The 13,908-nt window shown below is 61.7% G+C and carries 12 protein-coding genes; 7 read left to right on the top strand and 5 right to left on the bottom strand.

Annotated elements, in window-relative coordinates:
• Nucleotides 1–125: 125 nt before the first annotated feature.
• Nucleotides 126–1,559, top strand: coding sequence for a glycoside hydrolase family 125 protein (locus IGX34_RS17590; RefSeq protein WP_192557040.1), 1,434 nt, complete (start codon nt 126–128; stop codon nt 1,557–1,559).
• A 98-nt stretch (nt 1,560–1,657) separates the two neighbouring features.
• Nucleotides 1,658–3,244, top strand: coding sequence for a tetratricopeptide repeat-containing sulfotransferase family protein (locus IGX34_RS17585; RefSeq protein WP_225737564.1), 1,587 nt, complete (start codon nt 1,658–1,660; stop codon nt 3,242–3,244).
• A 14-nt stretch (nt 3,245–3,258) separates the two neighbouring features.
• Here the strand turns inward: IGX34_RS17585 and IGX34_RS17580 are convergent, their stop codons facing one another.
• A complete protein-coding gene (locus IGX34_RS17580; RefSeq protein ID WP_192557039.1) occupies nt 3,259–4,407 on the bottom strand; it encodes an FAD-dependent oxidoreductase in 1,149 nt (382 codons plus the stop codon).
• A 71-nt stretch (nt 4,408–4,478) separates the two neighbouring features.
• On the opposite strand from IGX34_RS17580, the gene IGX34_RS17575 reads away from it, so the two are divergent.
• Both IGX34_RS17575 and IGX34_RS17570 read left to right on the top strand, forming a co-directional pair.
• Nucleotides 4,479–4,934: a MarR family winged helix-turn-helix transcriptional regulator gene (locus IGX34_RS17575; protein WP_192557038.1), complete on the top strand. Its 456-nt coding sequence runs from the start codon at nt 4,479–4,481 to the stop codon at nt 4,932–4,934.
• Between the two features lie 100 nt (nt 4,935–5,034).
• On the top strand, nt 5,035–5,232 hold the full coding sequence (locus IGX34_RS17570; protein ID WP_192557037.1) for a hypothetical protein: 198 nt from the start codon (nt 5,035–5,037) through the stop codon (nt 5,230–5,232).
• An 85-nt stretch (nt 5,233–5,317) separates the two neighbouring features.
• Here IGX34_RS17570 and IGX34_RS17565 read toward each other — a convergent pair whose 3' ends face one another.
• Nucleotides 5,318–6,643, bottom strand: a complete 1,326-nt coding sequence (locus tag IGX34_RS17565) for an energy transducer TonB (RefSeq protein ID WP_192557036.1) — start codon at nt 6,641–6,643, stop codon at nt 5,318–5,320.
• A 193-nt stretch (nt 6,644–6,836) separates the two neighbouring features.
• Between IGX34_RS17565 and IGX34_RS17560 the strand changes: the two genes are divergently transcribed.
• Nucleotides 6,837–7,529, top strand: coding sequence for a DJ-1/PfpI family protein (locus IGX34_RS17560; protein ID WP_192557035.1), 693 nt, complete (start codon nt 6,837–6,839; stop codon nt 7,527–7,529).
• A gap of 83 nt (nt 7,530–7,612) precedes the next feature.
• Here IGX34_RS17560 and IGX34_RS17555 read toward each other — a convergent pair whose 3' ends face one another.
• Entirely contained in the window at nt 7,613–7,903 is a 291-nt protein-coding gene (locus tag IGX34_RS17555; protein WP_192557034.1) for a YciI family protein, read from the bottom strand.
• A gap of 108 nt (nt 7,904–8,011) precedes the next feature.
• Here IGX34_RS17555 and IGX34_RS17550 point away from each other — a divergent pair, with 108 nt between their 5' ends.
• Nucleotides 8,012–8,977 carry a GlxA family transcriptional regulator gene (locus tag IGX34_RS17550; protein WP_192557033.1) on the top strand — a complete coding sequence of 322 codons (966 nt, stop codon included), beginning with the start codon at nt 8,012–8,014 and terminating at the stop codon, nt 8,975–8,977.
• A gap of 493 nt (nt 8,978–9,470) precedes the next feature.
• Here the strand turns inward: IGX34_RS17550 and IGX34_RS17545 are convergent, their stop codons facing one another.
• The gene (locus IGX34_RS17545) at nt 9,471–9,857 is read right to left on the bottom strand and encodes a hypothetical protein (RefSeq protein WP_192557032.1); all 387 of its coding nucleotides are present in this window, start codon (nt 9,855–9,857) and stop codon (nt 9,471–9,473) included.
• A 10-nt stretch (nt 9,858–9,867) separates the two neighbouring features.
• Nucleotides 9,868–10,263 carry a hypothetical protein gene (locus tag IGX34_RS17540; RefSeq protein ID WP_192557031.1) on the bottom strand — a complete coding sequence of 132 codons (396 nt, stop codon included), beginning with the start codon at nt 10,261–10,263 and terminating at the stop codon, nt 9,868–9,870.
• A gap of 850 nt (nt 10,264–11,113) precedes the next feature.
• Here IGX34_RS17540 and IGX34_RS17535 point away from each other — a divergent pair.
• Complete coding sequence (locus tag IGX34_RS17535) at nt 11,114–13,579, top strand: GH92 family glycosyl hydrolase (protein WP_192557030.1); 2,466 nt, start codon at nt 11,114–11,116, stop codon at nt 13,577–13,579.
• Nucleotides 13,580–13,908 lie beyond the last annotated feature (329 nt).

Here is a 13,908-nt window from a genome sequence, read left to right as displayed (position 1 = left end):
GGCCGGGGTGGGGTTGTCCGAGCTTGCCGCAAGTGTGGGAGCTTCACCCCACCCCAACCCTCCCCTACTTCACGTAGGGGAGGGAGCTGATCTCGCAAGTTTCCATTTATCAAGAGATATGGCCCATGCCGACCCGACGCGAATTCCTGAAGTGGTCCGGACTCACCGCCAGCGCCGGCTTATTCGGCAATGCGCGCGTGTCACGCGCGCAGAGCGCATCCACTTACGTCAGCAAGCGGCCGCCCCTGGCCAAGCGGAAGTTCACCAGCCAGGCGGTCGAACGCCAGCTGGCCAGCGTCAAGGCCGCTATCGCCGATCCCAAGCTCGCCTGGATGTTCGAGAACTGCTACCCGAACACCCTCGACACCACCGTCGAACTCGGCACCCTCGACGGCAAGCCGGATACCTTCGTCATCACCGGCGACATCGATGCGATGTGGATGCGCGACTCTTCCGCCCAGGTGGTGCCATACATTCCGCTGGCGAAAGACGACCCTGCACTGCAACGGCTGTTCCACGGCTTGATCCAGCGACAGGCGCGCTGCATTCGCATCGATCCCTACGCCAACGCCTTCATGCCCGACCCGCATGCGCAGCCGCTGGACTGGTCGCGGCACGATCACACCGACATGAAGCCGGGCGTGGGCGAGCGCAAATGGGAAGTGGATTCGCTGTGCTATCCGATCCGCCTGGCGCATGGCTATTGGCAGGCCACCGGCGATACGCGCCCCTTCGATGACGACTGGCGCAGCGCCATGCAGCTGGTGCTGAAAACCTTCCGCGAACAGCAGCGCAAGCACGATCACGGGCCGTATCACTTCCAGCGCATGTCGGAGATTCCCACCGAATCGCAGATGCTGGGCGGCTACGGCAATCCCACCCGCCCGAACGGCATGATCCATTCCATGTTCCGGCCCTCGGACGACGCCTGCATCTATCCGCTGTTCGTGCCCGCCAACCTGTTTGCCGTGCTGAGCCTGCGCCAGCTGGCGCAGATGAGCCGCGCCATCCACCACGACCACGACTTCGCCGCACAGTGCGAGGCGCTTGCCAAGGAGGTGGAGCAGGCCGTGCACAAGGACGGCCGCATGCACGATGCAGACGGCCAGGAATTCTGGGCGTATGAGATCGACGGCATCGGCAATCAGCTGTTCATGGACGATGCCAACGTGCCCAGCCTGCTCGGCTTGCCGTACCTGGGCTGCTGCGAGCGCAACGACCCGTTGTACCAGAACACTCGCAAGCGGGTCTGGAGCACGCGCAATCCGTATTTCTTCCGCGGCCGCGCCGGCGAAGGCATCGGCGGCCCGCATGAAGGCCTGCGCATGATCTGGCCGATGTCGATCATGATGTACGCGCAAACCAGTACCGACCCGGCCCAGATCCGCCAATGCCTGACCTGGCTGCGCGACACCGACGCCGGCAGCGGCTTCATGCATGAGAGCTTCGACCAGGACGACCCCAACCATTTCACACGCAGCTGGTTCGCCTGGGCCAATACCCTGTTCGGCGAACTGATCGTGGACGTGCAGCGCCAGCATCCCCAATTGCTGCGCTGATCGATAGCTGATTTTCGCCGGTTGCTCCGGCAAACTCTGTGCGCCGCAGGCGCCGAGCGCGCCTGCATCGATTCGATCAGCGCAGCACGGGGCTTGCCATGAGCACTTCATCCATCCAGGCCTTGCTGAGCGAAGCGACGCAGGCCTATGCACAAGGCAATCCCGCGCAGGCCGGGCAGCTCGCGCTGCAGGTCACGCAGATGGACCCCAACCACGCGCAGGCGCACTACCTCACCGGGCTGGCCTGCCTGGACACGCGTCAGCTCAATCGCGCCCTGGAGCATTTGAACCGCGCGGTGGGGCTCAACGCCAAAAGCGCCGAATACACCACCCATTTCGCCCGCGCCCTGGCACAGGCGCAGCGTTATACCGAAGCGTTGCAGATTGCCAACATCGCCTATGCGCTCACGCCGGCCCATCCCTCGACGCTGGATGCGCTGGGCAGCGTCTACATGCAATGCAACGCGCACGAGCGCGCGCATGTGCTGTTTCAACGCGCGGTGGCGCAGGCGCCGGAACTTGCGGGCAGCCATTTCAATCTGGCAGTGACGGCGACGTTCACCGGCGACCTTGCCCAGGCCGAGACGCATTTCGATGCCTGCCTGGCGCGCATGCCCAGCTACTGGGCCGCCTACGGCCTGCGCTCCCGGCTGCACCGGCAGACCGCGGACCACAACCATCTCGCGGCCCTGCATGCCTTGCTCGCGGCGCATGCCGATGACGCCGATGCGCAGATCCACCTGCACAGCGCGCTAGGCAAGGAATACGAAGATCTGGGCGATTTCGCCCGGGCGTTCGAACACCTCAGCCTGGGCAAGGCGGCTGCGCGCAAGCGCGTGGATTATCAGCCCGGGCAAGACAGCGCGATGGTGGATGCGCTGATCAAGGCGTTTCCTGCGCCGATCCAGGGCGGTACGGGTTATGGCAGCGACGAGCCGATCTTTATCGTCGGCATGCCGCGCTCGGGCACCACCCTGGTCGAGCGCATTCTGTCCAGCCATCCGCAGGTATATGCCGCCGGCGAGCTGATGAATTTCGGCGTGCAGCTGGAACGCCTCGCGCCCGCGGGCGTAGCGGCGCGCCTGGGTCCGGAGCTGATCGCTCACTCGCAACGCTACGACTGGGAGCGCCTGGGCCTGCGCTACGTCGACAGCACCCGTCCGCAAACCGCGATCAAGCCGCACTTTATCGACAAGCTGCCACACAATTTTCTCTACCTCGGCCTGATCGCCAAGGCGTTGCCGAAGGCCAAGATCATCTGCCTGCGTCGCCATCCGCTGGATACGTGCCTGAGCAATTTCCGCGAAACCTTCATGGAAAGTTCCGCCTTCCATGGCTATAGCTTCGACCTGCTCGACATCGGCCGTTTCTACATCCAGTTCGAGCGGATGATGGCGCATTGGCATACGGTGCTGCCCGGCCGCATCCTGCAGGTGAGTTACGAAACGCTGGTGGCGGAGCAGGAAACCACGACGCGGCAACTGCTCGCGCATTGCGAACTGCCCTGGCACGACGCCTGCCTCGACTTCCAGCGCAATACGTCCGCCGTGGCCACCGCCAGCACGGCCCAGGTGCGCGAGCCGATGCATCGGCGTGCAGTGGGACGCTGGGAGAAGTTTCGGCCGTGGCTGGAACCGCTCGAGCAGTTGCTCAATCAGGCGGGCATCGCTACCCGCGAGGCATGAGTATTGGCTAAGGGTTACGCGGCATGCTGCCGTGCATGCTCCATCAGATGCTGCAAGGTCAACGCCGGCCCCACATGCGATAGCTCGGTCGCCACCGCTTCGGCCGCATCCCGCGCAGGCGCCACCACCCGCACGAACATCTCGGCCTCGTAGCGGCGCACTGCTTCGTCCCAATTGGCACAGGCCACCAACTGACGGGCCAATTCCGAGCCATCCAGCATGGCCGCATTCACCCCTTCCCCGCCGAACGGCGACATCAGATGTGCCGCATCGCCCAGCAACGTGACGCCACGTCGATGCACCCATTGATGGCCTACCGGCAGCGCATGGATGGAGCGCACCGCCATCTGCTCGTTGGATGCATGGATCAGCGCCAGGATTTCCGGCGCCCAGCCGTCGAACTCGGCCAGCAGCCGGGCGCGCGCAGCAACCGGCGACGCGACGTCGAAATTTTGCTCCGCCCACGCGACCGGCACACGGAACACCGCATAGCCACGCAAGTGCCCATTGCCGTTGCGCTGCACGATCAGCCCCTTGCCATCGGCCTCCACGCCGATCTTGCCGCGCCCGACCAGGGCCGCGATGGCAGGGTGGCGATGGTCGACCTCGTCGATGCCGAACTCGATAAAAGTGATACCGCTGTACTGCGGCAGGTAAGGCGAAACCAGCGGCCTGATCCGCGACCAGGCGCCATCGGCACCGACCACCAGATCGAACGGCCCTGCCGTGCCCTGCGCAAACACCAGCTCGGACGTTCCGTCCTCGCCCAGCCGCATCTCGCGCAATTCGTGATTCCAGCGCACGAGCTGTGCCGGCAGCGATTCGAGCAGGATCGTCCGCAGCGCCGTGCGATCTACCTCCGGTCGGTCGATGCCTGTCACATCATCGTCTGCAAACAGCAACGTGCCGTGCTTGTCATACAGGCGGCTGCCCTGGTCCTCGTAGCGCGCGATGCGCAGGAACGCTTCGCCCAGCCCCGCCCGCGTCAGCGCCAGCTGGCCCGATTCCACATGCAGATCCAGCGTGCCGCCCTGGGGACGGGCCAGCGCATGCGCCTCCCGCTCGAACACCGTAACGGCCATGCCGGCCAGATGTAGCGTGCGCGCCAGGGTGAGGCCGCCGGGGCCGGCGCCGATGATGGCGATGCGCGGTTGTTGTGTCATGGAAGGGCACCCGTTAAATTGAATAGGAACCTATATATAGATGCATAGCCTCCTATGCAAGTGACCGAGCCATGACCGACTGGAACCTGTTCACCAATCCCGCCCCGCTGGTCAACATGGCCGCGCGCAGCTTCGCCTGGCTGGGCGAGCAGCGCGTAAAGCCGCTGGGCTTCCGCATCGGCCAGCTGCCGGTGCTGTACTTGCTGCGCGAGGGCGGCCAGTTGTCACAAAAGGATTTGTCGCAGCACGCCAAGGTGGAACAGCCGTCGATGGCGCAGACGCTGGCGCGGATGGAGCGCGATGGCTGGATCGAACGTAGTCCCGATCCGGAGGACGGGCGCAGCAGCCTGGTCTCCTTGACGCGCAACGCGAAAGCCAGGTTGCCGAAACTGCGCCAGGCGCTGGATGCCGATCGCGAGCAAGTACTTGCCGGCTTCAGCAAGCAGGAAGCTGCAACCCTGGTCCACTTGCTGCAGCGCTTGAACCAGAACCTCGACCGGATGGTGGAAGAACGCAGCGCACCGTAAGCCGGCTTGCTCCAAACGCCAACACAGACATAAGTGTCACAGGCTGCATTGCTATAATGCGCTGCGCTGGCAGGGGGCCAGTTATCAAGGAGATCTGGAAATGTCCGAAGCTTCGTCGAAGCTGGCCGACCGCGCTGCCGTCATCATGGGACCTGCACTGGCCACCATGTTCGCCAATGCATCCGAACACAAGACGCCGGTCAACATGGACTGGGTCGAGCGCCTGTCCGAGATCAGCCTGAATATCGCCCAGGCACTCGAAACGAAGGCAGAAAAACGGCTGTCATCCGAGGCCTGATTGCATCCACGATGGCGCGCTCATGACAGTGCGCGCCACGTTGTAATCCGCGCGATACGGTAACGACTGCCCACTGGCCAGTGCTTCAGGCCGCAGCGTTACCCTTGCGAGCCAAGCTCAGCGAATGCGGGGCGCCGGTGATCCAGGACTTGCGGTTCCTGCATACCGCAGCGTCGTCGCACAAGGCCGATACCTGGATGTGCGGATGCTCTGCCGTGCCGACAAAGCTGTAGCGCACGGCCATCGCCTTGGGCGAGCTGACGTCCATGAAATACCAGCGCTCGCGCATGCGGCCGTCTTCGCTGTAGACCGCATAAGATTGAAAGTGCTTTTTGTGGTCGTCGTAGGCAGGTTCATGAACTTGCGTCGCCACCGCGTTCATCGCTTCGCCGACCGAGGCGTAAGGAAGCGGCGTTTCATCCCACACCAGGTCCGCGCCGAGATAGCTACGTGGCCACTGCTCATCCGTACTGGAGTCGGTGTTAAACGAGACGGGTATGCGCACATAGCCATCCGCCGCCGTGCCGTTTTTGATCGCAGGGTGGAAGCGCCAATGGATAGCGGCATCGATCGCAGCCCGATCCAGATCGCGCTGCCCCGAACTTTCTGCAACTTTGATGTCCTCCGGCTGGCCGGTCTTGCCAACCAGGATCAGCAGCATCGTCCTGCCCTCGATGCCGTACACCGCCTCGAACCCCGGATAGATCGGCGCCTGGCTTTGATGTGGATTGCCTGCCGTATCGGAAGTGCCGATGGCCGCCGGCGGCGGGATGGGGGCCGGAGGTGGTGGCGGGGGCGGCGGAGGAGGCGGCATCACGAAATAGGATTCCGCCGGCACTACCGGAAGCTGCCTCGGCTCATACGAATTGCTCTGCAGATCGACAAAATGCGTACTGGCGCCGCAGGCCTGCCAGCGCGCAAACACGCGCGCTTTGTCGGCCTCCAGGCCGACAAACATCATGGCCACGCCGCGCAGCGAACGCGGCGGCATATCCTTGAATGCAGTGAGGATAAAGTCGGCGGTCGCCTGCGAAGAAGGGCCGCCAAAGGTAACGACGATAAGGCCGGGCTTGATGCCACTGGCCAGAATGTTCCTTACATTTTCCAGCTGCCGCTGGCGGCCACCCACGTCTTCGCTGTCATTCCCCGCCGGCACGAACAGCTGGTAAGCGCGATATCTCAAGAGCGTGGTATGCGACTGCTGCCAGACCAAGCCGGTGAGATAGCGGGACCAGTCACCCCAGTTGTGAATATCGGTCGGCTTTGTCAGGACCACCGGCCAGGCGCCCGAACCAGCCTGGCTTACCGGCGCAACCGCCCCGCCTTGGTCGATGCCTTGCGCCACGGTACTGGGCACCCACAGCACCGATCCGGCGCATGCCATCGCAAGCGCCACTGCCAGCTTCTTCATCACCATCCCCTAATGGCTTGGCGCGCCCCTGCAGCTGCGCCGCGGCTGACTATAACGGACTCTTTTCAGCGCGGTAACACGCCTGGTCGCATAACTCGCGGTTACTCGTTCTCAACCATGTCTCTTCAAAGCCAGGCCGCCCCATGGCGGAGCCGAGCATGGCATCTGCAGCAATCACATCAGGAGAACCCGCGTGAAAATCCTCATGGTCCTGACCTCCCACGACATCCTGGGCAGCACCGGCAAGAAAACCGGCTTCTGGCTGGAAGAATTTGCGGCCCCGTATTACGTCTTCACCGACGCCGGCGTGCAGGTGACGGTCGCCTCGCCCAAGGGCGGACAACCGCCGATCGATCCCAAGAGCGACGACCCCAACAACCAGACGCCGGCACAGGATCGCTTCAAAGCGGACAAGCAAGCGCAGGATGTACTGGCCCACACCGTGCGCCTCGCCACGGTATCGGCCAAGGACTTCGACACCGTGTTCTATCCCGGCGGCCATGGGCCGATGTGGGATCTGGCGGAAGACCCGGTCTCGATCAAGCTGCTCGAAGATTTCTACAGCAGCGGCAAGCCGATTGCCCTGGTCTGTCACGCACCGGGCGTGCTCCACCATGTGATGTACAAGGGCGAACCCCTGGTCAAAGGAAAACGGGTAAGCGGCTTCACCAATTCCGAAGAAGAAGCCGTCGGCCTCACCAAGGTGGTGCCGTTCCTGGTGGAAGACGAACTCAAGCGCCTCGGCGGCCTGTATGAAAAGGCGCCCGACTGGCAGAGCTTCACCGTCACCGATGGGCGCCTGATTACCGGGCAGAATCCGGCTTCGTCGGAAGCTACTGCGAAGGCGCTGCTGAGCGTGATGAACGCGACCAAGGCAGCCGCGTGACATATCGGCCAGCCGACTTCTGAGCATCGAGAGCAGAGTGCTTGCCTTAAATGGAAAGCACCCTGCTCCCTTCGTGCAAACCCTTACGCCGCAGGAATCAACCGCCCCAGCGGCATCAGCGGTCCGACCGGCTTCAGCTCGTAGCTCATCAGGCCCGAAGCCACTAGCGGCAGCGCATCCAGCGTGGCCTTGGCCTGCTCAAGCGAATCGACATTCATCAGAAAGATCGGGCCGGACTTTTCCACAAACCAGAACTGCTCGACTTTGCCGTCGAGATAAAGCTTCAGTGTGTCGTGCACTTCGCCCGGCATATGCGGCTTGAGCACTTCGGGAGTGAGGGCGGCGTTGGGGACGGCAATAGCCATGACTTTCATGGGGAGTTCCTCGTCGGTTGGGAGTAGGTGCTGCAACGAGCAGCAATCTAGTCTTCGACCGGCTATCGGGGTATCGTCGTAAATGACAACTTTAGGGTCATTTACGCCATGCACATCGCCCTGCTCGCCCTCGACGGAGTGTTCGATACGGGACTCACCGTGATCCTCGATGCATTCGGTATCGCCAACCGCTTTGCGGCCATGCAAAAAAGTGGCGGCCCGTTGTTCGAAGTGTCGCTGGTGGGTACGCGGAGGAAAGTCCGGTCGGGGCTGGGACTGCCCTTGCCCGTGCAAGCCATCACGGCGAATTTAAAACCCGATTGGGTGATCGTGGCCGCCTTGAACACCTCGACGCCGGATCGGCTGATCCCCGCGCTTGCACGGAAGGACGTGGTGGATGCCAAGACGCAATTGCTGGCGTGGCACGCCCAAGGCGCACGCATTGCCGCGTCCTGCATCGGATCCTTTGTGCTGGCAGAAACCGGTTTGCTCGATCACCAGCAGGCGACCACCACCTGGTGGCTCGCGCCGCTGTTCCGGCAGCGCTATCCCAAGGTCGCGCTCGACGAATCGCGCATGCTGGTACCGTCGGGAAATGTGGTGACGGCCGGCGCCGCGATGGGGCATCTCGACCTCGCACTATGGCTGATACGCCAGCGCAGTCCCGAACTTGCGAGCATGGTCTCCCGCTATCTGCTCGCCGACATTCGTTCGTCGCAAGCGCCGTACATCATTCCTAATCATCTGGCCCAAGCCGATCCGCTCATCCTGCGTTTCGAGCGCTGGGCACGCGAACAACTCAAGCATGGCTTTTCGTTGCAGCAAGCGGCCGATGCCCTGGCGACCAGCGCGCGTACCTTGCAACGCCGCTGCCAAGCCGTGCTCGGCAAATCGCCGCTCGATTATTTTCAGGATCTTCGCGTCGAACGTGCACGCGCACTGGTGCAGGGCAGCGGCATGGACCTTGAAGCGATCGCCGCCGAAGTGGGTTATGCCGATGGCGCGACCTTGCGGACGCTGTTGCGCGAGCGCCTGGGGCGAGGGGTGCGTGAACTTCGGGCGGACTTGCGTTGACGCCGGCAGCTCCGAAACCTTTGACTCGACCTCATTACGAGCCTAGTCGATATCTTAATTCCCGAGCCAATCACACTTTTCATCGGGAAATTTTTTAAGCCTGCGATTAAGTTTTACTTGCGCGTTTTGTTTGGCCAATGAGTGCAGCTATTTCCTGCTCCGATAACTGCCGGAGTTCCTCATACGCTTTGTCACTTGCAGCTTTGTCACCAGTCCCCTCACCGATAAGATGATGGCCCTTTGGCGTAGCCTGGAACATGAAATAGAACGGAGCCGCCGGGTTGTCGGCAGCAGGCACCACGACCAGGGACCCACCATCCGAACAACTGTAGAGCCGCCAATGGGTACTTCCGAACGTCTTCGCTACCGGCCCTATATCGCACTTCAACGGGGACGGTGAGTTGTCAGCTGCTTGTGCCCCACCATAGGCCACGGCAAAAAAACTCAGAGCGATAGCACAGCGAATGATGTGAGGCATAGCCAGACCCTTTAGTCAGCGCGCAATTCGTTTGCGCCATTTCATCCGTTGAACCACCCAAAACAGCAAGCCGGAAGCCGCCGCGGCCAGCCAGTTTACGATCACCCCCGTAGTGGGGGTGATCCCATTGTGAGTAACCGAAAATGACGCAACGACTCCAATGACAAATCCCGACAAAATACTTGTCCACCAGGAAAATGCCCGTAGCCGCGACAACAACCGATAAAGCGGATACCCCAGCACCATCGTGAATGCGAGTGCGGAAAAGTAAGCAATCAGCGAAAACAGCAGCACGACAACCAGATCAAAGTAAGTGTGCAAAATCGACTCGACTACCACGACACCAACGATGGGTATCGGTGCAACCAGGCAGCCAATTACTTCCGCGGCGCTACGAAACATACAAGATGGCCTATTTCCCGCATTTGCATTTTTGAATGAGCCGTTCCATCTGCCCGCCCCAGACATACTGGTTGACGATATTGTTGACGGCGCCCCACGGATCGCCACTCAGCGTATCCATGCCCAAATTCGACTGGACCGGAGAAGTACCCTCGCCGTAAGTGTGCGCCACTCCATTGTCATCGACCGTTCGCGCAACGTAGCCGGGTGAGAACGTACTTCCGTAGCCAGTCATATTGACCGCCACCCAGCCGGATCCGCTGAGATTTGGAGTCAAAAATGAGGTTACCTGGTTATCTGTACCGATAACCGGAATATACGCAATATTCGGTGTGCCGCCAGGGCTTGCAGGCGCCGTTCCACCGTTCGGATTATCCGGTACCGGGTTGTCGATCAACCCCTGCATGACGCACTTCGAATCAGCATTGCCTATCGAGCGCTGAATATCATATTGGTGATAGTACGGGTCGTCGTCTCCAAAATCCTGGAAGCCTGGAGGGGTCGGAACAATGAACGAAGGACCGCCGGGATAAGAACAGAAAATAGTACTTCCGTTCGAGGTGCAATACAGACCCAGGAAATCAACGTTGGAAAGGGGATTTCCGCCAGCATAGGCGTAGGATCAAGGCCGACAGTTCAAGTCGCTGGTATTGGACAAGCCAGAGAGAGGGGAACAACTTGGAGTCATAGTTTCTGGCGCCCGGGCGACCATCGCACTTTGCATCGCCATCTCATCAGCGCTCATGTAAACCTAATCAACGTGCGCAGTGGGCGTGCCTTGCTTGGGCAGCATCACGTACGACGTCAATCGGGGAGTCGCGGCTCTTTAAAACGTGGGTTATTGGCTCAGGTGCAATTCCCTCCAGTTCAAGGTGGGCCTGCACGTCGCCTGCAACCAGTGATCTATGCAGCCCTGCGACATAGTCAGGTTGTCGCGGCATAGTTACGGTTATGGAGCGGCACCACCGTTGGACGCGCCTTATAGTCCGTCGCAAGATTAGCGCCCTCCTTTTGCGCGCCGCAGCATAAATTCCATAAAAATATGTATTATCAAATAGTTGCTTATGACGCAGAAAAATTTGGATCGAGGCAAATTTTTCGTTTACAGTCGACGCGGCAAGCGGCGCGGATCGAGGGATGCGCGCATCGCGGCAGATGAGCGCGTTTCGCACATGATCGGGATGGCCTGGGGCCTTCCGAAGGTTGCTCGCTAACGCTTTCACCTCACGACAGCCTTTATTCCTGGGAGAGCGCGCATGGTGTCACGTCGACGGTTTCTGCAAGGCCTTGGTGCCGTGGCCGTACTGGGTAGTCCGTTGCCGGCGCTGGCGCGCATGGCCGATGGCGCACCGGGTGCGAAGAAGCCGCTGGCCGACGCGGCCGCAAACATCGGCGGGGTTTCCCAATACGTGGATGTGTTCGTCGGCACCGGCGGACATGGACATACGTATCCGGGCGCATCGATGCCGTTCGGCATGGTGCAGCTGAGTCCGGACACCAACGATGCGGGCTGGGATGCATCGTCGGGCTATCACCAGGCCGATGGTTCGATCATGGGTTTCTCGCATACCCATCTGAGCGGTACCGGCGCGGCCGATATGCTGGATGTGCTGGTGATGCCGGCGCAGGGCGACGTGCTGCTGCAGCCGGGTGATCGCGGCCTGCCGGATGTGAACTACCACTCGCAGTTCGATGGCGCGGCCGGCGCCGGCCCGCAGCTCACTGAACACAACAAAGCGCATCCGGGCAAAGGCTACCGCTCGCGCTTCGACCGCGGCTCGGAACATGCGCGGCCCGGCTATTACACCGTGCATCTTACCGATCACGATATCCGTGCCGAACTCACCGCCACCCTGCGCGCGGGCATGCATCGCTACACCTTCCATGGCAAGGGCCATGGCCATCTGCTGGTGGATCTGGCGCATGGCTTCCACGATGACTTCAAGGTGCCGTGCAAGGTCACCGATGCGCAGTTGCGCGTGGTCGGCAACGACACCCTGGTCGGCAGCCGCCATGTGCATCAGTGGGCGGATGGCCGGCATATCTATTTCGCGATGAAGGTGTCGCGACCGTTCTCGCAGGCCACGCTGTATTCGGAAGATGTGGCCGCTGCCGACGGCAGCAACGAAGTCAAAGGCACCCACCTGAAGGCGGCGCTGCATATCGACGATGTGGCGGGCGAGCCGGTGCTGGTGAAGGTCGGCATTTCCGGCGTGGATATCGACGGCGCGCTGCGCAACCTCGATGCGGAAATGCCCGACTGGGATTTCGACAAGCTGCGCCAGACCGCGGCCGACACCTGGGAGCGCGAGCTCAGCCGCATCCGCGTGGAGACCTCGTCCAAGCGCGACCTGCGCGTGTTCTACAGTTCGCTGTATCACACCATGCTCGCGCCCACGCTGTTCAGCGACGTGGACGGTCGTTACCGCGGCATGGATCTGCAGGTACATCAGCTGGCGCAGGGCCAGAACAACTACAGCACCTATTCGCTGTGGGATATCTATCGCGCGCAGGCGCCGCTGCTCACGCTGTACCAGGCAGATCGTGTGCCCGATCTGCTCAACTGCCTGGTGCGCATGGCCGAGGAAAGCCCGCAGGGTCCAGCCGTGTGGCCGCTACAGGGCGTGGAGACCGGCTGCATGATCGGCTACCACTCGGTAGTGTTGCTGGCCGAAGCGCAGGCCAAGGGCTTTACCGGCATTGACTACGACAAGGCCTGGCCGATCTATCGCAAGCGCGCGATGGACGACGACTATCGCGGCCTGCCCTATTACCGCAAGCTCGGCTACATCCCCAGCGACAAGGATTGGGAAGCCGTCAGCAAGACGCTGGAATATGCGTACGACGACTGGGCGGTGGCACATCTGGCCGATGCCGCAGGCGAAAAAGACCTCGCTGCAAAGCTGCGCAAGCGTTCGCGCAATTACCGCAATGTCTTCGATACCAAGCTGAACTTCGTGCGCCCGCGTGGCGAAAACGGCGAATGGCTGGAGCCGTTCGATCCGCGCGGCATGGGCCACTCCAGCCAGTGGCGCGATTTCACCGAATCCAATGCCTGGCAGGCTACCTTCCTCAACCAGCACGACTTGTATGCCTATATGAGTCTGTTCGGCGGCCAGGATGTCTTCGAGCGCAAGCTAGACCAGCTGTTCACCATCAGCTCCAAGCTGCCGGCGGATGCACCGCCGGATATCGCCGGCATGGTCGGCCAGTATGCGCACGGCAACGAGCCCAGCCATCACGTGGCCTATCTGTATGCGTATACCGGCGCGCACTACAAGACGCAGTCGCGCGTGCGCTCGCTGATGGTCAGCATGTATCCGCCGGAGCCGGATGGCCTGGCCGGCAACGAAGACTGCGGCCAGATGAGCGCGTGGTACATCATGAGCGCGCTGGGCCTGTATTCGGTCGATCCGGTGAGCACGCATTACGTGTTCGGCAGCCCGCTGCTGGACAAGGCCGAGATCGAGCTGGCCGGCGGCCGCAAGCTGACCATCCGCACCATCAACAACGGCGCCGACCGCCCGTATATCCAATCGGTGACGTGGAACGGCCAGCCGTGGACGCGCAGCTGGATCAGCCATGCCGACCTGGTGGCCGGCGGCACGCTGGAATTCCATATGTCCGATACGCCGAACATGCAGTTCGGCGCAGCGCCGGCGGATCGCCCGCTGTCGTTCGGCAAGCAATCCGGCGAAGTCATCGATTTGGACGCGGCGTAAGCGCCGCGTCGCTACAGGTGTGACATGGCGGGCCCGGTACGATTCGCGGTCGTCCGGGCCCCCTCTTATATAAGCCGCCAGTCAGCCTGATGGGGCTCATCCACTGAGTCATCATTGCCGCCTTCCCGTATCAGGAAGGCGCTGCTGTATATCGCCTCCGACGGCAGCGAAAGCGTGATGCGACCACGCTGTCAGCCAGCTCAGTTGTCCGCCCAGGGTCACGCGCTTGATATTTCGGGCCAATTCGCAGCTTCTTCATTTGGACGTCCGAACTTCGTAGCAGACTGCGTGCACTAAGTCTTGCATCGCTGTGGGGCGGTGCACGGATG

Origin of the sequence: Dyella acidiphila (assembly GCF_014863405.1) — a bacterium.
In the GTDB taxonomy this organism is placed as follows: domain Bacteria; phylum Pseudomonadota; class Gammaproteobacteria; order Xanthomonadales; family Rhodanobacteraceae; genus Dyella_B; species Dyella_B acidiphila.
Note: the sequence above shows the minus strand (reverse complement) of the source record. Positions and strands in the feature narration are given on the sequence as shown.